General features: G+C 60.5%; 15 protein-coding genes and 2 tRNA genes. 13 read left to right on the plus strand and 4 right to left on the minus strand.

The window, feature by feature from the left end; translation table 11 throughout:
* The first annotated feature begins 15 nt into the window (after nucleotides 1–15).
* The 5 genes from hflK (at nucleotide 16) to ACYP2Q_RS13665 (ending at nucleotide 6,986) form a co-directional block, all read left to right on the plus strand.
* Entirely contained in the window at nucleotides 16–1,188 is a 1,173-nt protein-coding gene (gene hflK / locus ACYP2Q_RS13645; protein ID WP_459730938.1) for an FtsH protease activity modulator HflK, read from the plus strand.
* Complete coding sequence (hflC, locus tag ACYP2Q_RS13650) at nucleotides 1,188–2,057, plus strand: protease modulator HflC (protein WP_090465431.1); 870 nt, start codon at nucleotides 1,188–1,190, stop codon at nucleotides 2,055–2,057. The genes hflK and hflC overlap by 1 nt, the downstream gene beginning before the upstream one ends.
* A 311-nt stretch (nucleotides 2,058–2,368) precedes the next feature.
* Nucleotides 2,369–3,556: an ATP phosphoribosyltransferase regulatory subunit gene (locus ACYP2Q_RS13655; RefSeq protein WP_090328525.1), complete on the plus strand. Its 1,188-nt coding sequence runs from the start codon at nucleotides 2,369–2,371 to the stop codon at nucleotides 3,554–3,556.
* 54 nt (nucleotides 3,557–3,610) lie between these two features.
* On the plus strand, nucleotides 3,611–4,900 hold the full coding sequence (locus ACYP2Q_RS13660; RefSeq protein ID WP_459730939.1) for an adenylosuccinate synthase: 1,290 nt from the start codon (nucleotides 3,611–3,613) through the stop codon (nucleotides 4,898–4,900).
* A gap of 151 nt (nucleotides 4,901–5,051) precedes the next feature.
* Nucleotides 5,052–6,986, plus strand: coding sequence for a methyl-accepting chemotaxis protein (locus ACYP2Q_RS13665; RefSeq protein WP_459730940.1), 1,935 nt, complete (start codon nucleotides 5,052–5,054; stop codon nucleotides 6,984–6,986).
* Nucleotides 6,987–7,079: 93 nt separating this feature from the next.
* Here ACYP2Q_RS13665 and ACYP2Q_RS13670 read toward each other — a convergent pair whose 3' ends face one another.
* The 4 genes from ACYP2Q_RS13670 to ACYP2Q_RS13685 all read right to left on the minus strand — a co-directional run bounded on the left by ACYP2Q_RS13670 (nucleotide 7,080) and on the right by ACYP2Q_RS13685 (nucleotide 10,158).
* Nucleotides 7,080–8,645 (minus strand): ABC transporter permease, encoded by a 1,566-nt coding sequence (locus ACYP2Q_RS13670; protein WP_459730941.1) that lies wholly within the window; start codon nucleotides 8,643–8,645, stop codon nucleotides 7,080–7,082.
* Nucleotides 8,645–9,655: an extracellular solute-binding protein gene (locus ACYP2Q_RS13675; protein ID WP_459730942.1), complete on the minus strand. Its 1,011-nt coding sequence runs from the start codon at nucleotides 9,653–9,655 to the stop codon at nucleotides 8,645–8,647. Before ACYP2Q_RS13675 ends, ACYP2Q_RS13670 begins: the two co-directional genes overlap by 1 nt.
* A gap of 162 nt (nucleotides 9,656–9,817) precedes the next feature.
* Nucleotides 9,818–9,904: transfer RNA gene (locus ACYP2Q_RS13680), tRNA-Leu, on the minus strand.
* Nucleotides 9,905–10,071: 167 nt separating this feature from the next.
* Nucleotides 10,072–10,158 (minus strand) — tRNA-Leu (locus ACYP2Q_RS13685).
* Nucleotides 10,159–10,383: 225 nt separating this feature from the next.
* Here ACYP2Q_RS13685 and rnr point away from each other — a divergent pair.
* From rnr to ACYP2Q_RS13725, 8 genes are all read left to right on the plus strand, one after another.
* Nucleotides 10,384–13,011, plus strand: coding sequence for a ribonuclease R (gene rnr, locus ACYP2Q_RS13690; protein ID WP_459730943.1), 2,628 nt, complete (start codon nucleotides 10,384–10,386; stop codon nucleotides 13,009–13,011).
* Nucleotides 13,008–13,775 (plus strand): 23S rRNA (guanosine(2251)-2'-O)-methyltransferase RlmB, encoded by a 768-nt coding sequence (rlmB, locus tag ACYP2Q_RS13695; protein ID WP_459730944.1) that lies wholly within the window; start codon nucleotides 13,008–13,010, stop codon nucleotides 13,773–13,775. The genes rnr and rlmB overlap by 4 nt, the downstream gene beginning before the upstream one ends.
* A 290-nt stretch (nucleotides 13,776–14,065) precedes the next feature.
* Nucleotides 14,066–14,488: a 30S ribosomal protein S6 gene (gene rpsF / locus ACYP2Q_RS13700; protein WP_003217491.1), complete on the plus strand. Its 423-nt coding sequence runs from the start codon at nucleotides 14,066–14,068 to the stop codon at nucleotides 14,486–14,488.
* A gap of 28 nt (nucleotides 14,489–14,516) precedes the next feature.
* A complete protein-coding gene (rpsR, locus tag ACYP2Q_RS13705; protein WP_002551829.1) occupies nucleotides 14,517–14,747 on the plus strand; it encodes a 30S ribosomal protein S18 in 231 nt (76 codons plus the stop codon).
* 36 nt (nucleotides 14,748–14,783) lie between these two features.
* Nucleotides 14,784–15,677, plus strand: a complete 894-nt coding sequence (locus tag ACYP2Q_RS13710) for a YybS family protein (RefSeq protein ID WP_459730945.1) — start codon at nucleotides 14,784–14,786, stop codon at nucleotides 15,675–15,677.
* A gap of 19 nt (nucleotides 15,678–15,696) precedes the next feature.
* A complete protein-coding gene (rplI, locus tag ACYP2Q_RS13715) occupies nucleotides 15,697–16,143 on the plus strand; it encodes a 50S ribosomal protein L9 (protein WP_008058981.1) in 447 nt (148 codons plus the stop codon).
* 135 nt (nucleotides 16,144–16,278) lie between these two features.
* Nucleotides 16,279–17,676 carry a replicative DNA helicase gene (gene dnaB / locus ACYP2Q_RS13720; protein WP_150705315.1) on the plus strand — a complete coding sequence of 466 codons (1,398 nt, stop codon included), beginning with the start codon at nucleotides 16,279–16,281 and terminating at the stop codon, nucleotides 17,674–17,676.
* A gap of 190 nt (nucleotides 17,677–17,866) precedes the next feature.
* Complete coding sequence (locus tag ACYP2Q_RS13725; RefSeq protein ID WP_459730946.1) at nucleotides 17,867–20,170, plus strand: YgiQ family radical SAM protein; 2,304 nt, start codon at nucleotides 17,867–17,869, stop codon at nucleotides 20,168–20,170.
* Nucleotides 20,171–20,205 lie beyond the last annotated feature (35 nt).

The raw sequence follows: 20,205 nt of genomic DNA on the forward strand, positions 1-20,205 counted from the left end.
CAGATGGAGAGCGCTATGGCTTGGAATGAGCCGGGTGGCAACTCGAATAATCAGGATCCTTGGGGTGGCAAGCGCCGCAATAATGGCGACCGCAAGGGACCACCAGATCTCGACGAGGCCTTCCGAAAGCTGCAGGAAAGCCTGAATGGGTTGTTCGGTGGTGGCAAGAAACGCGGGGATGATGGTGGTGGCTCGGGCAAGAGCGGCGGCTTCGGCGGCCTGCTGGGCATCGGCCTGGTCGTGTTGGCAGCCGTATGGCTGTACAGCGCGGTCTATGTCGTCGACGAGCAGGAGCAAGCCGTGGTGCTGCGCTTCGGCAAGTACTACGAAACCGTCGGCCCCGGCCTGAATATCTACTTCCCGCCGATCGACAAGAAGTACATGGAAAACGTCACGCGTGAGCGGGCGTACACCAAGCAGGGTCAAATGCTGACTGAAGACGAGAACATCGTCGAAGTGCCGCTGACCGTGCAGTACAAGATCAGCAACCTGCAGGACTTCGTGCTGAGCGTCGATCAGCCGGAAATCAGCCTGCAGCACGCGACCGACAGCGCCCTGCGCCATGTGGTGGGTTCCACCGCGATGGACCAGGTGCTGACCGAAGGTCGTGAATTGATGGCCAGCGAAATCAAGGAGCGCCTGCAACGCTTCATGGATACCTATCGCACCGGTATCACCGTCACCCAGGTCAACGTACAGAGCGCAGCGGCACCGCGTGAAGTGCAGGAAGCCTTCGATGACGTGATCCGCGCCCGTGAAGACGAGCAGCGTTCGCGCAACCAGGCTGAAACCTATGCCAACGGCGTCGTGCCGGAAGCCCGTGGCCAGGCCCAGCGCATCCTTGAAGATGCCAATGGCTACCGTGACGAAACCGTCTCGCGCGCCAAGGGTGAGGGCGATCGCTTCACCAAGCTGGTCGCCGAGTATCGCAAGGCACCTGAAGTCACCCGCCAGCGTCTGTATCTGGACACCATGCAGGAAGTCTTCAGCAACACCAGCAAGGTTCTCGTGACCGGCAACAAGAATGGCCAGAGCAACCTGCTGTACCTGCCTCTGGACAAGATGGTCGAAAGTGGTCGCAGCACCAGCACTCAGGTGACCGGCGCGGCAGCCACCAGCAATGAAGCGAATGCGCGTGCGGCAGCTGATCTGCAGCAACAGCAAGCACGTACCAGGGAGAGTCGCTGATGAGCAATAAATCGCTGATCGCCCTTATTGTCGGCGTCGTCGTGGCGATCGCTGCCTGGAACTGCTTCTACATCGTGGCTCAGACCGAGCGTGCGGTGTTGCTGCAGTTCGGACGCGTGGTCCAGGCCGATGTTCAGCCAGGCCTGCATGTGAAAGTGCCCTACGTTAACCAGGTGCGTAAATTTGACGCACGCCTGATGACGTTGGATGCACCGACGCAACGCTTCCTGACGCTGGAAAAGAAAGCCGTGATGGTCGATGCCTACGCCAAGTGGCGGGTCAAGGACGCCGAGCGTTTCTACACCGCGACTTCCGGTCTGAAGCAAATTGCCGACGAGCGTCTGTCCCGTCGTCTCGAGTCGGGCCTGCGTGACCAGTTCGGTAAGCGTACCCTGCACGAAGTAGTGTCCGGTGAGCGTGATGCGCTGATGGCGGATATCACCGCTTCGCTGAACAAGATGGCTGAAAAAGAGCTGGGCATCGAGGTTGTCGATGTTCGGGTCAAGACCATCGACCTGCCGAAGGAAGTGAACCGTAGCGTGTTCGAACGTATGAGCACCGAGCGTGAGCGTGAAGCTCGCGAGCATCGCGCCAAGGGTAACGAGCTGGCTGAAGGCATCCGTGCCGACGCCGATCGTCAACGCCGCGTGCTGCTGGCTGAAGCCTATCGTGAATCCGAAGAGATTCGCGGTGACGGCGACGCCCAGGCCGCTTCGATCTACTCCAAGGCCTACGGTCAGGATCAGGAGTTCTACGCGTTCTACCGTAGCCTGCGTGCCTACCGTGAAAGCTTCGCGAACAAATCCGACGTCATGGTCCTGGACCCAAGCAGTGACTTCTTCCATTACCTGGAAAAAGCCAAGCCTTGATACGACGTTGACCTGATTCATCCCGCCGGGCGGCTAAAACCTCTGGCGGGGTGATCCTTTGGGAAAACGTGTGTATGATGCGGCAGCCGGGAAATTCCCGGCTTTTTTGCGTCTGCATGTTTGATTGCTGTTTTGTGCAGGCGCCCGAGCTGAATGCTCGACAGGTTTTTCGAGGAAAGTGATTGGCGAAGCCGGTAGCAGGCGTTTCGCTTCGTTGCTCCTGCGCCTGATTTATGCACATGGGCTGATCATTTTCTGCTTCACTCAAGGCTCGGCCACAGGCTGACCGCCCGGATACAGGGGAAGGCGTAATGGCAACGGTAGACCGCTGGCTTCTGCCAGATGGCATCGAAGAAGTACTGCCACCTGAAGCGGCGCGCATTGAAGTCGCGCGTCGTCAGGTGTTGGATCTGTTCCAGAGCTGGGGTTACGAGTTTGTCGTGACTCCCCATATCGAGTACCTGGAATCCCTGCTGACCGGCGCGGGCCAGGACCTGGACCTGCGGACCTTCAAGGTCATCGACCCGCAATCGGGCCGGCAGATGGGTTTCCGTGCCGACATCACGCCGCAAGTAGCGCGCATCGATGCACACACCCTGCGTCGCGAAGGTCCGAGCCGCCTGTGTTATGCCGGCAGCGTGCTGCATGCCCAGCCGCGGGCCTTGTCGTCCTCGCGCAGCCCGATCCAGTTGGGCGCCGAGTTGTATGGCGATGCCAGCCCGAGCAGCGACGTGGAAGTCATCAGCCTGATGCTCGCCATGCTGCAACTGGCCGATGTGCCGGATGTGCACATGGACCTGGGGCATGTCGGCATCTACCGCGGCCTGGCCCGCGCCGCCGGCCTGTCCGGCGAAGTTGAACAGCAGTTGTTCGATGCGTTGCAACGCAAGGCCATCGACGAGGTCATTACCTTGACCGAAGGCTTGCCGGCTGACCTGTCGGGCATGCTGCGCGCGTTGGTCGACCTGTGTGGCGGCCGCGAAGTGCTGGCGGCCGCGCGTGAGCGTCTGGCCAAGGCTCCGGCCCCGGTACTGGCGGCACTGGATGACTTGCTGGCGATTGCCGAGCGTCTGTCCGTGCGTTTCCCGGAGCTGCCGCTGTACTTCGACCTGGGCGAGCTGCGCGGTTACCACTACCACACCGGTGTAGTGTTCGCGGTATTCGTGCCGGGCGTTGGCCAGTCCATCGCCCAGGGCGGTCGCTACGACGACATCGGCGCCGACTTCGGGCGTGCCCGTCCGGCCACCGGCTTCTCCACCGATTTGAAAACCCTGGTGACCCTGGGGCGTGCTGAAATCGAGCTACCGTCTGGCGGTATCTGGATGCCTGACAGTACGGATGCGGCACTCTGGCAGCAGGTTTGCCAGTTGCGCAGTGAGGGTCAGCGTGTCGTCCAGGCGTTGCCTGGGCAGCCATTGGCCGCCGCCCGTGAAGCGGACTGCGACCGGCAATTGATCCAGCAGAACGGGCTTTGGCAAGTATCGCCACTGGCTTCTTGAGATTTCCCGCCGGCTGCCGCCGGCACCAAGTTTGCGCGAATGAGGACAAGTGTTATGGGTAAGAATGTCGTAGTCCTGGGCACCCAATGGGGTGATGAGGGCAAAGGCAAGATCGTTGATCTGCTGACCGAACATGCTGCCGCCGTAGTGCGCTACCAGGGTGGCCACAACGCTGGTCACACACTGGTGATCGATGGCGAAAAAACTGTCTTGCACCTGATCCCGTCGGGCGTGCTGCGCGAAGGCGTGCAGTGCCTGATCGGCAACGGCGTGGTGGTTGCACCTGACGCCCTGCTGCGTGAGATCACCAAGCTGGAAGAGAAAGGCGTACCGGTGCGTGAGCGCCTGCGTATCAGCCCGTCCTGCCCACTGATCCTGTCCTTCCACGTAGCGCTGGACCAGGCCCGTGAAAAGGCCCGCGGCGAGCTGAAGATCGGCACCACCGGTCGCGGCATCGGCCCGGCCTACGAAGACAAGGTTGCACGTCGTGGCCTGCGTGTGGGCGACCTGCTCAACATGCCGCGCTTTGAAGACAAACTGCGTGAACTGGTGGATTACCACAACTTCATGCTGGTGGGTTACTACAAAGAGCCAGCCATCGAATTCGACAAGACCCTGGCCGAATGCAAGGAATACGCGCAGCTGCTCAAGCCGCTGATGCTGGACGTGACTGCCGAATTGCACGACCTGCGTCGCGCTGGCAAAGACATCATGTTCGAAGGCGCCCAAGGCTCTTTGCTGGACATCGACCACGGTACCTACCCGTACGTGACCAGCTCTAACACCACCGCTGGCGGCGTCGCTACCGGTTCGGGTGTTGGCCCTATGTTCCTGGACTACATCCTGGGCATCACCAAGGCTTACACCACGCGTGTAGGTTCGGGTCCATTCCCGACTGAGCTGTTCGACGAAGTCGGTGCACACCTGGCTAAACAAGGTCACGAGTTCGGCGCGACGACCGGCCGTGCTCGTCGTTGTGGCTGGTTCGACGCTGTTATCCTGCGTCGCGCTATCGATGTGAACAGCATCTCGGGCATCTGCCTGACCAAGCTGGACGTGCTCGACGGTCTGGAAACCATCAACATCTGCGTCGGCTACAAGGATGCAGAAGGCAACGCCGTTGCCCCGACTGATGCTGACAGCTACGTGGGCCTGCAGCCTGTGTACGAAGAAGTGCCGGGCTGGACCGAGTCGACCGTGGGTGCCAAAACCCTGGAAGAGCTGCCAGCTAACGCCCGTGCTTACATCAAACGCGTCGAAGAGCTGATCGGCGCGCCGATCGACATTATTTCGACGGGTCCGGACCGCAACGAAACCATCGTCCTGCGCCATCCGTTCGCTTGATAAGCTGTTGATGTAAAACACAAAGGCCCCTCAATAGGGGCCTTTGTCGTTTATGCCTGTCGAACGGCATGACCTTTGCTATTAGCTTTGCCTAAAGCGTCACTTTCGGGCGTGCCATCAATTTAATGGCGCTAAAGCAGAGGGATTTCAATTGTCGGCCGTTCTCTCATTGTTACAAAGCCGTTTGTTGCGGCCCGTATTCGTTACCCTTGGTATCGCCCTTTTAGTGCAGGTGCTGGTGGCGGTCGCTCTGACCCGGAGCACCGTGACGGCGCTGGAAGCCGATCTCGGTCAGCGCCTGGGCGCGGACAGCCAAAAACTCTCCGGTGAGCTCGAGCAGGCGGGACGTGAAGTCACGTCGAGCCTCGACAGTCTGTCTGCCAGTACCCGTCAGCGCCTCACGGTTGGTTTGTCTTCGCGGTTGAAGGATGAGCAGGCGCAGTTGCGTTCGACCCTGGAAAAAGACCTTAAGGATTCCGCCAGCGACATGGCCCAGCTTCTGGCATCGGTGGCTCCCCGCGCCATGTGGGACAACGACGTTCCGACCTTGTCCGAGTTCGCCCGTCGGGCCCAGCGCAATCCCAACGTCCTGTTCGTGGTGTACGACGACGCCAACGGCCAGCACCTGACGCGTTACCTCAACCGGGAAAACCCGATCAACAAGGCCCTTTTGGAAAAAGGCCAGGGCGAACGTGCGCTGGACAAGGTGCTGGATGCGGCTAAGAACGATCCATCGGTGTTCTACATCGAGGCTTCGATCAACCCCAATGGCGTGGAAATCGGCAAGGTCCTGATGGGCGTCTCGACGGCTTCGGTGGAGGCCGATCTGGCGGCGCTGGACAAGCGCTTCTCGGCCTTGATCGCCAGTGGCGACCAGTTGGTGGGCGACAGCCTGAAAGGCGCCGCGGCCGATAGCGCAGCCGCCATGCGTGCGCGTCTGCAATCGGCCCAGTCTACGGCCGCTGAAATGAAGGCCAACACCACCAGCACCGTGCAGGAAGCCGCGGCAACCTTGCGCTGGCGAATTGGTGTGAGCCTGGCGGTGGTGGGCTTTGGTGTCCTGCTGTTGCTGGCGGTAGTGCTCGGGCGTCGAGTGGTCAATCGCTTGAAGATGCTGATTGTCGCCATGGATGACCTGGCGGCAGGCGAGGGCGATCTGACCAAGCGCGTGCAGATCAGCAGCAAGGACGAAATCGGTGATATGGCTTCGGCGGTCAATCGCTTTGTGGATAAGTTGCAGCCGATCGTGCGCGAGGCGGGGGATGTCGCTCAGCGTACCGGTGTGGAAATCGGTGCCATGACGTTGCGTAACGCCGGGGCGGATGCGGCGGCAGGCATGCAACGCGATGAAGTGGCGGAAAGTCTGCGGGCCCTGTCGCGAATGGCGGATGAAGCGCAGTCCGAAAGCCAGGCCATGCAGGCGGCCTTGAAGCAGGTGGTGGATATTCGTCAGGCCACCGATGAAAACACCCGGACCTCAGCGAAAGTTGGCAACCTGATTGAAGCATTGGCTGGCCAGGTCGAAACCGGCGCGCAAGTGATCGAGCGCCTGGCGCAGCAGAGCGAGCAGATCGAGGTGGTGCTGACGGTGATCCACGGGATTGCCGAGCAGACCAACCTGCTGGCGCTTAATGCGGCCATTGAGGCGGCGCGCGCAGGCGAGACCGGGCGCGGCTTTGCGGTGGTGGCTGATGAGGTGCGCGCGTTGGCGAGCAAGACCCAAAGCTCCACTGGCGATATCCAGGCGCATATCGTGGCGTTGCAGCAAGGCGCACGCGAAGCCGTGGCGGCGATCGGCCAGGCCGGGCGTCAGGCTAGCGAAGGCCTGCTGGTTCTGCGTGATAGTGCTCGGTTGCAGCAATCGGTGCAGGCTTCGGTCGAGCAGGTGCACACGGCGATCGGCCTGGCGACCCAGGCCGCCGAGCATCAGGCTCGCGGAGCCCAGGCGGTGCGCGGTCGGGTCGAGACCATTCATGTGCAGGCCGAGAAGGCGGCTCAGGCGGTGGTGGCAACCACGGCCAGCGGCAAGGTGCTCGATGGCCTGGCGGCACAGTTGAAAGCGAGCCTGGGGCAGTTCAGGGCTTGATGGGTTGCCAGGGCTGACCTCATCGCGAGCAGGCTCGCTCCCACAGTTGATCCACCGAACCCTGTGGGAGCGAGCCTGCTCGCGATGACGGCCTCAGCGGCTCAAATACATCCGGGTCGTTAACAGGTACACGGGTAACCCCGACACCAATATCAACAACGCCGCATAAGGCGCCGCCGCCGCAAACTCCACGTTCGCGGTATGCGCCCAGACCTCGGTGGCCAGGGTATTAAGCCCGGTCGGACTCAGCAGCAAAGTCGCCGTCAGTTCCTTCATCGCATCCAGGAATACCAGCGCAAACGCCGCCCCCAATGCCGGGAAAATGATCGGCAACGTCACCCGGCAAAACGCACTGAACGATGACGCACCCAACGTGCGCGCCGCCTCTTCCAGTTGCGGTGCAGCCTTGTTCAGCGCCGTGCGAATCGGCGCCTGGGCCAGTGGCAAGAACAGCAGTGCGTAAGCGATCAGCAACAGCGTCGACGTCTGGTACAGCGCTGGCACATAGTGCAACGCGAAATACACCAGGGTCAGCGCGATCACCAGACCTGGCAGCGCGTGCAGCAGATACGGCAAGCGTTCGGCCCAGATCGCCAGTTGGCCTTTGTGGCGCACCACCAGCAGTCCCACCGGCACCGCCAGGACAAGGCAGAGCGCCGCGCCGCCCAATGACAGCGCCAGGGATGAAAGCAACGCCTCGCCGATGGCCGCCACCGGGAATGCCGCCGAAGAGCCCACGGCCAGCCAGTACGCCAGCATCCCCAGCGGAATGCCGCTGCCGATGATCGCCAGCAACAGGCAATAAAGCTGCCCAGCCACCATCCAAGGGCCCAATCGGACCTGTTCTGCCTGGCGCGCCGCGCCTTGCCCTGTGCGCACGTGCCGGCCTTTACCGCGAACGCGCAGTTCCAGCCACAACAACATCAGGCACAGCGCCAGCAGCACGGCCGAGAGCATCGCGGCGTTGGCGTTGCTGAACTCCAGCTCGAACTGTTGATAGATCGCGGTGGTGAAGGTTTGTAGGCCGATGATCGACAGCGCACCGAATTCCACCAGCATGTGCAGGGCGATCAGCAACGACCCCGCCAGCAGCGAAGGCCAGAGCAGCGGCAGGGTGACGCGGAAAAATACCCCCCAGCGATTCTGCCCCAGGGTGCGGGCGGACTCTTCCAGCGAGGGGTCGAGATTGCGCAGGGTAGCCGCCACCGGCAGGAAGATCAGCGGGTATTTGGACAGGCTCATCACCAGGATCGCCCCGCCGAGCCCTTCGAAATGGGCGCTCAGCGACACCCAGGTAAAACTACTGACAAACGCCGGCACGGCGAATGGCAAGCACAGGATCACCCCCCACAGGCGCCGCCCCGGCAGATTGCTGCGCTCCAGCAGCCAGGCCAGTGACAGGCCGATCACGCCACAGGCCAGCGTGACGCCGGCCATCAGTGCCAGGGTATTGCGCAGCAGGCCAAACACATAAGGCCGCCACAGCAAATGCAGCGCTTGCGCCCAGCCCGCTTGCCAGGTCTTCAAGCCGACGTAGGCCAAGGGCAGCAAGCTGAGCACTACCAGCAGTAGAACCGGCAGTACCAGCCAGATGGAGGGCCGCTTGCGCCTTGGCACATACCGGCCATAGGTGGCGGAGGCGGATAGCGAAGCGCTCATCAGTTCAGGCCAACCTCGCGTTCAAGGTCCAGGGCTTCTTCGGCATTGCCCAGGTCGGCGGGCGTGACGTTCGGCGCTTGCAGCTCGCTGAAAGGCTTGAGGCCACGATCCGATTGCATGCCTTTGTGCAGCGGGTATTCGGCGGTGGTCTGGGTGATCACGCGCTGGCCTTCTTCGCTGGCCATGTAGGCGAGCAACTGCTGGGCTTCTTTTGGATGCTTGCTGGATTTCAGTACGGCCGCGCTCGATACGGTAATCAGGCCGCCGACGTCGCCGCCAGTGAAGTAATGCAGTTTCGAATCGAGCTGGCCCTTTTCACGCTGCAAGGCGAACCAGTAGTAATTGTTCACCAGCACCGTCGCCACTTCGCCGTTTTCCACGGCTTTGAGGGCAACCATGTTGTTGCTGTAGGTCTTGCCGAAGGCGCGCAGGCCGGTCAGCCATTCTTCGGCCGCCTCCATGCCATGCACCTTGATGATCGCCACGGCTTGTTCCTGGAACGCGCCGCTGGTGGGTACGAAGCCGACCTTGCCTTGCCATTTTGGATCGGAGAATTCCATGACCGATTTCGGCAAGTCTTTTTCGTCGATCAGTTTCGGGTTGAACGCGACGACGCGCACCCGGGCGGTGACGCCAATCCAGGTGCTATCAGCGGCGACATAGTCCTTGGGCAGGACCGCCAGCGTGGTGTCATCGGCCTTGGCCAGCAGGCCTTGCTCGCCGAGCTTGTTCAGGGGCGGCGATTCTTCGGTGTAGATTACGTCGGCAGGGGAACGATCACCTTCTTCGACGACCTGGCTGGCGAGCTGGTTGCTGCTGCCTTTGCGCACATTGACGTGAATGCCGGTCTTGGCTTCGAAGGCTTTGGCGACTGCGTCGCCGACTTCCTTGTGTTGGCCGTTGTAGAGGGTCAGGGAAACTGGGTCCGCAGCCTGGGTGAGGGGAGTGGCGAGTGCCAGGCCGAGCAGGGTGGTGGTCAGGCCGCGGCGCAGGGTATTTCGAAACATCATTCGCAGGGTTCCTCACTGTCGCATTGCAAAAACTTGCAACAATGATAAACGATATTGTTTCTCAAATGGGCTCTGCGGGGGCAGGTTTTCAAACCCCGGAAACGCAAAAACCCGCTTTCGCGGGTTTTTGTGAAATTCAAGGCCGTAACCTTGAATTTGAATTGGTGCCCAGAAGAAGACTCGAACTTCCACGACCTTGCGGTCACCAGCACCTGAAGCTGGCGTGTCTACCAATTTCACCATCTGGGCATTTCATCGCTAGCGTTGCCGCTGTTGATGTGGCGCACTATACGGAGCGCCAATTGATCTGTAAACCCCTGATTTAAAATTAATTAATCAGATCTCCAGAATGCAAAAACCCGCTTTCGCGGGTTTTTGTGTGAGCCTTGAAATTGAACTAATCTCAAACTCGAAATTGGTGCCCAGAAGAAGACTCGAACTTCCACGACCTTGCGGTCACCAGCACCTGAAGCTGGCGTGTCTACCAATTTCACCATCTGGGCAGTATCGGCAACGTTGTGCGTCGTCGATGGCGCGCACTATACGGAGCGTCTTTTTAACTGTAAACCCCCGACACCAAAAAAACCTGAAAAATTTCACCAGTGGTATTCAAATCAACATCCTGGTGTCGATAAAGGGCTTTAGATGAGGCGTCTTAGCCTGAAATTTCCCGTTTCATTACGCCTATGCCAAACTAACCCGTATATAGACAAGGTGAAAACTCTCTAATGGCCGATTGGCAGTCCCTCGATCCCGAGGCCGCTCGTGAAGCGGAAAAATATGAAAACCCCATTCCTAGCCGCGAACTGATCCTTCAGCACCTTGCTGATCGGGGTTCGCCTGCTAACCGCGAGCAACTGGTCGAAGAGTTTGGTCTGACCACGGAAGACCAGATCGAAGCCCTGCGCCGCCGCCTGCGCGCCATGGAGCGCGATGCTCAACTCATCTATACCCGTCGCGGCACGTATGCGCCGGTGGACAAGCTCGACCTGATCCTGGGCCGCATCAGTGGTCACCGTGACGGTTTCGGTTTCCTGGTGCCGGACGACGGCAGTGACGACCTGTTCATGAGCCCGGCGCAAATGCGCCTGGTGTTTGACGGCGACCGTGCACTGGCGCGTGTTTCCGGGCTGGACCGTCGCGGTCGCCGCGAAGGCATGATCGTCGAAGTGGTGTCCCGTGCTCACGAGACCATCGTCGGTCGCTACTTCGAAGAAGGCGGTATCGGTTTTGTCGTCGCGGATAATCCGAAGATCCAGCAGGAAGTGCTGGTGACGCCGGGCCGTAACGCCAACGCGCAGATCGGTCAGTTCGTCGAAGTGAAGATCACTCACTGGCCGACGCCACGCTTCCAGCCGCAAGGCGACGTGGTCGAAGTCGTGGGCAACTACATGGCGCCGGGCATGGAGATCGACGTTGCCCTGCGCACCTACGACATTCCGCACGTCTGGCCTGACGCCGTGCTCAAGGAAGCCGGCAAGCTCAAGCCGGAAGTCGAGGAGAAAGACAAAGAGAAACGCATCGACTTGCGTCATCTGCCGTTCGTCACCATCGACGGCGAAGATGCCCGCGACTTCGATGACGCGGTCTACTGCGAGGCCCGTCCGGGCAAGCTGCGCCTGTTCTCCGGCGGCTGGAAGTTGTACGTGGCGATTGCCGACGTCTCCAGCTACGTGAAACTCGGTTCGGCGCTGGATGCCGAGGCGCAGGTTCGCGGCAACTCGGTGTACTTCCCCGAGCGCGTGATTCCGATGCTGCCAGAGCAGCTGTCCAACGGCTTGTGCTCGCTGAACCCGCAGGTCGACCGCCTGGCCATGGTTTGCGAGATGACCATCTCCAAATCCGGCGAGATGACCGACTATTGCTTCTACGAAGCGGTGATCCACTCCCACGCCCGCCTGACCTACAACAAGGTCAGCGCGATGCTGGAAACGCCGAAAGCCACCGAAGCGCGCAAGCTGCGTGGCGAGTACACCGACGTGGTGCCGCACCTCAAGCAGCTGTATTCGCTGTACAAGGTGTTGCTGGCCGCTCGTCACGTGCGTGGCGCGATCGATTTCGAAACCCAGGAAACCCGGATCATCTTCGGCTCCGAGCGCAAGATCGCGGAAATCCGTCCGACCGTGCGCAACGATGCGCACAAGCTGATCGAGGAATGCATGCTGGCGGCCAACGTGGCCACCGCCGAATTCCTGAAAAAGCACGAAATTCCTGCGCTGTACCGTGTGCACGACGGCCCGCCGCCGGAGCGCCTGGAAAAACTGCGCGCGTTCCTCGGTGAACTCGGCCTGTCCCTGCACAAAGGCAAGGACGGCCCGTCGCCGAAGGATTACCAGGCGTTGCTGGCCGGCATCAAGGATCGTCCGGATTTCCACCTGATCCAGACCGTGATGCTGCGTTCGTTGAGCCAGGCGGTGTACAGCGCCGATAACCAGGGCCACTTCGGCCTGAATTACGAGGCGTACACCCACTTCACCTCGCCGATCCGTCGCTACCCGGACTTGCTCACGCACCGGGCGATCCGCAGCGTGATCCATTCCAAGCAGAACACCCCGCACGTTCGCCGTGCCGGTGCGATGACCATTCCGAAGGCGCGCATCTATCCGTACGACGAGGCGGCCTTGGAGCAGCTCGGCGAGCAGTGCTCGATGAGCGAGCGCCGTGCCGACGAAGCGACCCGCGACGTGGTGAACTGGCTCAAGTGCGAGTTCATGAAAGATCGCGTGGGCGAGTCGTTCCCGGGTGTGATCACTGCCGTGACCGGCTTTGGCCTGTTCGTCGAGCTGACCGACATCTACGTCGAAGGCTTGGTGCACGTCACCGCGCTGCCGGGCGACTACTACCACTTCGATCCTGTGCATCACCGCCTGGCCGGTGAGCGTACCGGTCGCAGCTTCCGTCTGGGCGACACCGTTGAAGTACGGGTCATGCGCGTCGACCTCGACGAGCGCAAGATCGATTTCGAGATGGCCGAAAAAACCATCAGCGCACCGATCGGCCGCAAAAAGCGCGGTGCTGAAACCGCAGCGCCTGCCGCGAAAGCCGAAGTAGAGCCGGCACCGGCAAAAACCGGTCGTCGTCCTGCCAAGGAAAAGGCAGTCGAGGCTTATCGCCCGAGTGATGCTGCGGCGAAAAACGCCGAAGTGCGCAAGAGCCGTGAAATGAAGCAGGCGTTGCTCGCCGGCGCGAAAAGCGGCGGTAAAGCGGCGTCTACGGGAAAGACCGGACGGTCGGCGCCTGAAAAGGCCTCCGGCGGCAAGCCAGCCAAACCGAGCAAACATCGTAAAGGCCCGCCAAAAGCGGGCTCGGCTCCAGCCAAAAGCGGCGGGGCGCGTAAACCTAAGGCCAAGTCATGAGTCAGTTGGAAAAAATCTACGGCGTGCATGCTGTCGAAGCGTTGCTGCGTCACCACCCCAAGCGCGTCAAGCAGATCTGGCTGGCCGAAGGTCGCAATGACCCCCGGGTCCAGACGCTGATCGAGCTGGCGAACGAAAACCGGGTCCAGGTCGGCCAGGCCGAGCGCCGCGAGATGGACGCCTGGGTTGAAGGCGTGCACCAGGGCGTGGTCGCGGACGTGAGTCCGAGCCAGGTCTGGGGCGAGGCGATGCTTGACGAGTTGCTCGATCGCACCGACGGCGCGCCGTTGTTGCTGGTGCTCGACGGCGTGACCGATCCGCACAACCTCGGCGCCTGCCTGCGTTCCGCCGATGCCGCGGGTGCGCTGGCAGTGATCGTGCCGAAGGACAAGTCGGCGACCCTGACTCCGGTAGTACGAAAAATCGCCTGCGGTGCGGCGGAAGTGATTCCGCTGGTGGCCGTGACCAACCTGGCGCGCACCCTGGAAAAACTCCAGCAGCGCGGCCTGTGGGTCGTGGGTACGGCCGGTGAGGCTGAGGTCAGCCTGTATGACCAGGACCTGACCGGCCCGACCATCCTGATCATGGGCGCCGAAGGCAAAGGCATGCGTCGCCTGACCCGCGAGCATTGCGACTATCTGGTGAACTTGCCGATGGCCGGTAGCGTCAGCAGTCTCAACGTGTCCGTGGCGACGGGTGTGTGCCTGTTCGAGGCCCAGCGCCAGCGCAGCGTCAAAGCCAAGGCTGCCGCCAAAAAAACCTGATACGCCCATAACCTGTAGGAGCTGGCTTGCCAGCGATTGAAGCGCCTCGGTCCGTCTGGCGGACCGCATCGCATCGATCGCCAGCAAGCTGGCTCCTACAGGTGCGGTTTCAATGGGGGTTGTTCAAATAATCACCAATTCCCTTGCGCCTCCCACGCCCCTTCTCTACAATTGCGCCCCTTGCTGTGATGGCAGGCACCCACGTGTCTAGCGTCCTCAAGTCCATAAGTGTCATTCACTCCTTGTCTGACCGCTTTTGAGCGGCAGGCTACAACCCGTAAGGAGCATTCATGCGTCATTACGAAATCATCTTTTTGGTCCACCCGGATCAAAGCGAGCAAGTCGGCGGCATGGTTGAGCGTTACACCAAGCTGATCGAAGAAGACGGCGGCAAAATCCACCGTCTGGAAGATTGGGGCCGTCGTCAACTGGCCTACGCAATCAACAATGTTCACAAGGCTCACTACGTGATGCTGAACGTTGAGTGCACTGGCAAGGCCCTGGCCGAGCTGGAAGACAACTTCCGCTACAACGATGCAGTGATCCGTAACCTGGTCATCCGTCGCGAAGAAGCCGTTACCGGCCAATCCGAGATGCTCAAGGCTGAAGAAAACCGCAGTGAGCGCCGTGAGCGTCGCGACCGTCCTGAGCACGAAGGCGCTGAAAGCGCTGATAGTGATGACAGCGACAACAGCGATAACGCTGACGAGTAATCCACGGACCTTTTAAGGAGCCTATCAAATGGCACGTTTCTTCCGTCGTCGTAAATTCTGCCGCTTCACCGCTGAAGACGTGAAAGAGATCGATTACAAAGATCTCAACACTCTGAAAGCCTACGTATCCGAGACCGGCAAAATCGTTCCAAGCCGCATCACCGGTACCAAAGCACGTTATCAGCGTCAGCTGGCCACCGCTATCAAGCGCGCCCGCTTCCTGGCCCTGCTGGCCTACACCGACAGCCACGGCCGCTGAGACCGGGCAGTCGACACGTAGCAAAGGATTGAATGTATGCGTGCCTTAGCTGAGTTCATCATGCGGGGCCGTATGCAGGCCACTCTCGTAGTGGCTGGATGCGCGGCATTGCCGTTGTTGTATTGGTTGGGTGCTGCCGCTGGATGCCTTGTGCTCCTGCGGCGCGGATTGAAGGACGCCCTGGGCGTTCTTGCTCTGGGACTGCTGCCGGCATTGATCTGGTGGCTTTACTCTGACGATCCACGGGCACTTCTGGTGCTGCTGGGGTCTGCGAGCCTTGCGTTGGTTTTGCGCGCAAGCGAGTCCTGGAACCGCGTGCTGCTGGTCAGCATAGCGATGGGAGTGGTGTTTTCAGTGGTGCTGGGGATGGTTTTTGGTCCTCAGATCGAGATGCTGGCGCAGGCTTTGATAAAAGTCATGCCGTCGCTACTCGGTGATGTCTACCAGCAGATGTCGGTAGACGAGCAAGCGCGTTTCGCGTCCCTGATTACACCGATCCTGACCGGCCTGATTGCGGCCTTGTTGCAAATCGTCAGTGTGCTGAGCCTGATTGTCGGGCGCTACTGGCAGGCGTTGTTGTACAACCCCGGTGGTTTTGGTCGCGAGTTTCGCGCCGTCCGAATCCCGCTGGGTCCCGCGATGTTGCTGCTGGCGGGCATGGTTGTGTCACCGAATCTCGGTGTCCAGATGTCCATGCTTGTACCGCTGTGCAGCGTACCGCTGGTTTTCGCCGGGCTGGCCCTGATTCACGGGCTGGTGGCGCAAAAGCGACTGGCCAAATTCTGGCTGGTGGGGTTGTACGTCACGCTGTTGCTGTTCATGCAGCTGATCTATCCGTTGCTGGTGGTCCTGGCCATCGTCGACAGCCTGATTGATTTTCGCGGTCGTCTGGCGTCGAAAGACGCCGATGATGCGAACGGTGAAGGTTAAAAGTTAAGAGGATTTTCACATGCAACTGATCCTTCTGGAAAAAGTCACCAACCTGGGCAACCTGGGTGACAAAGTGAACGTTAAGGCTGGTTACGGTCGTAACTACCTGCTGCCTTACGGCAAAGCTACCGCTGCGACCCCAGCCAACCTGGCTGCGTTCGAAGAGCGTCGTGCTGAGCTGGAAAAAGCCGCAGCAGATCGTAAATCGTCGGCTGAAAGCCGCGCTGCCCAACTGGCCGAGCTGGAAGTGACCATCACTGCCACCGCTGGCGACGAAGGCAAGCTGTTCGGTTCGATCGGTACTCACGACATCGCTGACGCACTGACCGCCTCCGGCGTTGAAGTAGCGAAAAGCGAAGTTCGTCTGCCGAACGGCACCATCCGCAACGTAGGTGAATTCGACGTGGCCGTGCACCTGCACGCCGAAGTTGAAGCCACCGTACGCGTTGTCGTGGTAGCAGCTTAAGCAGCACTTGTCGGCTGGCACCCTCGGGTGCTTGCCGGTAACATCGGGCACGATCCTGTTTACAGGTCGTGCCCTTTGTCTTTCTGGTAACACCCGTTTTCAAACCCCTGCTTTTCCTTAACAAACCAAGTGGCCATGAACGAAATCTCCGCTCCCGAGCAATACGATCTGCAAACCGCCGCGCTGAAGGTGCCACCGCATTCCATCGAAGCCGAACAGGCTGTACTCGGTGGTCTGATGCTGGACAACAACGCCTGGGAACGCGTGCTCGATCAAGTCTCCGACGGCGATTTCTATCGACATGACCACCGTCTGATCTTCCGTGCGATCGCCAAGCTGGCCGATCAGAACATGCCGATCGACGTCGTGACCCTGTCCGAGCAACTGGACAAGGAAGGTCAGACGTCCCAGGTCGGCGGCCTCGGTTACCTGGGCGAACTGGCGAAAAACACGCCATCGGTCGCCAACATCAAGGCCTATGCGCAGATCGTTCGTGAACGGGCAACCTTGCGCCAGCTGATCGGCATCAGCACCGAAATCGCCGACAGCGCTTTCAATCCTGAAGGCCGTACCGCCGCCGAGATTCTCGACGAGGCCGAGCGGCAGATCTTCCAGATCGCCGAGGCCCGGCCGAAAACCGGTGGCCCGGTGGGCGTGAATGACCTGCTGACCAAGGCCATCGACCGTATCGACACCCTGTTCAACACCGACAACGCCATCACCGGCCTGTCCACCGGCTACACCGACCTCGACGAGAAGACCAGCGGCCTGCAGCCGTCCGACTTGATCATCGTCGCTGGCCGTCCGTCCATGGGTAAGACCACCTTTGCGATGAACCTGGTGGAAAACGCCGTGTTACGCAGCGAGAAGGCGGTTCTGGTTTACTCGCTGGAGATGCCAGGCGAATCGCTGATCATGCGTATGTTGTCATCGCTGGGTCGCATCGATCAGACCAAGGTCCGTTCCGGTCAGTTGGAAGATGACGATTGGCCACGCCTGACCTCGGCGGTCAACCTGCTCAACGATCGCAAGCTGTTCATCGACGATACCGCCGGCATCAGCCCGTCGGAAATGCGCGCCCGGACCCGCCGCCTGGTGCGTGAGCATGGCGAAGTCGGCCTGATCATGATCGACTACCTGCAGCTGATGCAGATCCCGGGTTCCAGCGGTGACAACCGGACCAACGAGATTTCCGAGATCTCCCGGTCCCTGAAAGCCCTGGCCAAGGAATTCAACTGCCCGGTGGTGGCACTGTCCCAGCTCAACCGTTCCCTGGAGCAGCGCCCGAACAAGCGCCCGGTGAACTCCGACTTGCGCGAATCCGGAGCGATCGAGCAGGACGCCGACGTGATCATGTTCGTGTATCGCGACGAGGTGTATCACCCCGAGACCGAGCACAAGGGCATTGCCGAAATCATCATCGGCAAGCAGCGGAACGGGCCGATCGGCTTTATTCGCCTGGCCTTTATCGGTAAGTACACGCGCTTCGAAAACCTGGCGCCGGGTAGCTATAACTTCGACGACGACGAGTAAGTTATTTGGCATCCTGAAGGGCCCCATCGCTGGCAGGCCAGCTCCTACAGGGCGCGCGTCGTACCTGTAGGAGCAAGCTTGCTCGCGATAGGGGCGACGCAATTTCCGACCACAGCCGTCGGAATTGGTCAAAATTTGTGCTATATTCCGCGCCCGCGAAATTCAATGAAAGCCAACACCGGTTATCGACATGCAAGCAGCCAAGCCGTTATTTGACTATCCCAAGTACTGGGCCGAATGTTTCGGGCCAGCGCCATTCCTGCCCATGAGCAGGGAGGAGATGGATCAGCTTGGCTGGGATTCCTGCGACATCATCATCGTCACCGGTGATGCCTACGTCGATCACCCATCGTTCGGCATGGCGATCATCGGCCGGCTGCTGGAGTCCCAGGGCTTCCGCGTCGGCATCATTGCCCAGCCGAACTGGCAGTCCAAAGACGACTTCATGAAGCTCGGCGAGCCGAACCTGTTCTTCGGTGTCGCGGCCGGCAACATGGACTCGATGATCAACCGCTACACCGCCGACAAGAAAATCCGTTCCGATGACGCCTACACCCCGGGTGGTATGGCCGGCAAACGTCCGGACCGCGCGAGCCTGGTCTACAGCCAGCGTTGCAAGGAAGCCTACAAAAACGTGCCGATCGTTCTTGGCGGCATCGAAGCGTCCCTGCGCCGCATCGCCCACTACGATTACTGGCAGGACCGGGTGCGCAACTCGATCCTGATCGATGCCTGCGCCGATATCCTGCTCTACGGCAACGCCGAGCGTGCGATCGTCGAAGTCGCCCAGCGCTTGTCCTACGGCCACAAGATCGAAGACATCACCGATGTGCGCGGCACCGCGTTCATCCGTCGCGACACGCCAAAAGACTGGTACGAAGTCGACTCCACGCGCATCGACCGTCCGGGCAAGATCGACAAGATCATCAACCCGTACGTCAACACCCAGGACACCCAGGCCTGCGCCATCGAGCAGGAAAAGGGGCCGGTTGACGATCCGCAGGAAGCCAAGGTCGTGCAGATCCTGGCAAGCCCGCGCATGACTCGCGACAAGACCGTGATTCGTTTGCCATCGGTTGAGAAAGTCCGTAACGACGCGGTGCTCTACGCCCACGCCAACCGCGTGCTGCACCTGGAAACCAACCCGGGCAACGCCCGTGCCCTGGTGCAAAAGCATGGCGAAGTCGATGTATGGTTCAACCCGCCACCGATTCCGATGACCACCGAAGAGATGGACTACGTGTTCGGCATGCCTTATGCGCGCATTCCGCACCCGGCGTATGGCAAGGAGAAAATCCCGGCCTACGACATGATCCGCTTCTCGGTGAACATCATGCGTGGCTGCTTCGGTGGCTGCACCTTCTGCTCGATCACCGAGCACGAAGGCCGAATCATCCAGAACCGTTCCCACGAATCGATCATTCGCGAGATCGAAGAAATTCGTGACAAGGTTCCTGGGTTTACCGGCGTGATCTCCGACCTGGGCGGCCCGACCGCGAACATGTACCGCATCGCCTGCAAGACCCCGGAAATCGAATCCGCGTGCCGCAAGCCATCCTGCGTGTTCCCCGGTATCTGCCCGAACCTGAACACCGACCACTCTGCCCTGATCAAGCTGTACCGCAGCGCCCGTGAATTGCCGGGTGTGAAGAAGATCCTGATTGCCTCCGGCCTGCGCTATGACCTCGCGGTCGAGTCGCCGGAGTACGTTAAAGAGTTGGTGACCCACCACGTCGGTGGTTACCTGAAGATCGCCCCGGAACACACCGAGGAAGGTCCGCTCAACCAGATGATGAAACCGGGCATCGGCAGCTATGACAAGTTCAAGCGCATGTTCGAGAAGTACTCCAAGGAAGCAGGCAAGGAGCAGTACCTGATTCCATACTTCATTGCCGCCCACCCGGGCACCACCGACGAAGACATGATGAACCTGGCGCTGTGGCTCAAGGGCAACGGTTTCCGTGCCGACCAGGTGCAGGCGTTCTACCCGTCGCCGATGGCCACCGCCACCGCGATGTACCACTCGGGCAAGAACCCGTTGCGCAAGGTCACCTACAAGAGCGACGCGGTGACCATCGTCAAGAGCGAAGAGCAGCGCCGTCTGCACAAGGCGTTCTTGCGTTATCACGACCCGAAGGGCTGGCCGATGCTGCGTGAAGCATTGACCCGCATGGGCCGCGCCGACCTGATCGGGCCGGGCAAGAACCAGTTGATCCCGCTGCACCAGCCGTCCACCGACAGCTACCAGAGCGCCCGTCGCAAGAATTCGACGCCGGCCGGCAGCCACAAGGTTGCCGGGGAAAAGACCACCAAGATCCTGACCCAGCACACCGGCCTGCCACCGCGCGCCAGCGATGGCGGCAACCCGTGGGACAAGCGTGAGCAAGCCAAGGCGGCGGCGTTCGCCCGCAACCAGCAGGCGGCCAAGGAGCGCAAGGAAGCGGCCAAAGGCAAAGGGCCCAAGCCTGCCCACAAGCCGGTCGTGCCGCGCTAAGCCGCGCTTGAGCTGAACAGAACGCCAACCTTCGG

This window comes from Pseudomonas sp. MHK4 (assembly GCF_054600775.1).

What these genes read in the sequence shown, in the direction of transcription:
- hflK (WP_459730938.1), top strand. Translation starts at nt 16, where the DNA reads ATGGCTTGGAATGAGCCGGGTGGCAACTCGAATAATCAGGATCCTTGG.
- hflC (WP_090465431.1), top strand. Translation starts at nt 1,188, where the DNA reads ATGAGCAATAAATCGCTGATCGCCCTTATTGTCGGCGTCGTCGTGGCG.
- ACYP2Q_RS13655 (WP_090328525.1), top strand. Translation starts at nt 2,369, where the DNA reads ATGGCAACGGTAGACCGCTGGCTTCTGCCAGATGGCATCGAAGAAGTA.
- ACYP2Q_RS13660 (WP_459730939.1), top strand. Translation starts at nt 3,611, where the DNA reads ATGGGTAAGAATGTCGTAGTCCTGGGCACCCAATGGGGTGATGAGGGC.
- ACYP2Q_RS13670 (WP_459730941.1), bottom strand. Translation starts at nt 8,645, where the DNA reads ATGAGCGCTTCGCTATCCGCCTCCGCCACCTATGGCCGGTATGTGCCA.
- ACYP2Q_RS13675 (WP_459730942.1), bottom strand. Translation starts at nt 9,655, where the DNA reads ATGATGTTTCGAAATACCCTGCGCCGCGGCCTGACCACCACCCTGCTC.
- rnr (WP_459730943.1), top strand. Translation starts at nt 10,384, where the DNA reads ATGGCCGATTGGCAGTCCCTCGATCCCGAGGCCGCTCGTGAAGCGGAA.
- rlmB (WP_459730944.1), top strand. Translation starts at nt 13,008, where the DNA reads ATGAGTCAGTTGGAAAAAATCTACGGCGTGCATGCTGTCGAAGCGTTG.
- rpsF (WP_003217491.1), top strand. Translation starts at nt 14,066, where the DNA reads ATGCGTCATTACGAAATCATCTTTTTGGTCCACCCGGATCAAAGCGAG.
- rpsR (WP_002551829.1), top strand. Translation starts at nt 14,517, where the DNA reads ATGGCACGTTTCTTCCGTCGTCGTAAATTCTGCCGCTTCACCGCTGAA.
- ACYP2Q_RS13710 (WP_459730945.1), top strand. Translation starts at nt 14,784, where the DNA reads ATGCGTGCCTTAGCTGAGTTCATCATGCGGGGCCGTATGCAGGCCACT.
- rplI (WP_008058981.1), top strand. Translation starts at nt 15,697, where the DNA reads ATGCAACTGATCCTTCTGGAAAAAGTCACCAACCTGGGCAACCTGGGT.
- dnaB (WP_150705315.1), top strand. Translation starts at nt 16,279, where the DNA reads ATGAACGAAATCTCCGCTCCCGAGCAATACGATCTGCAAACCGCCGCG.
- ACYP2Q_RS13725 (WP_459730946.1), top strand. Translation starts at nt 17,867, where the DNA reads ATGCAAGCAGCCAAGCCGTTATTTGACTATCCCAAGTACTGGGCCGAA.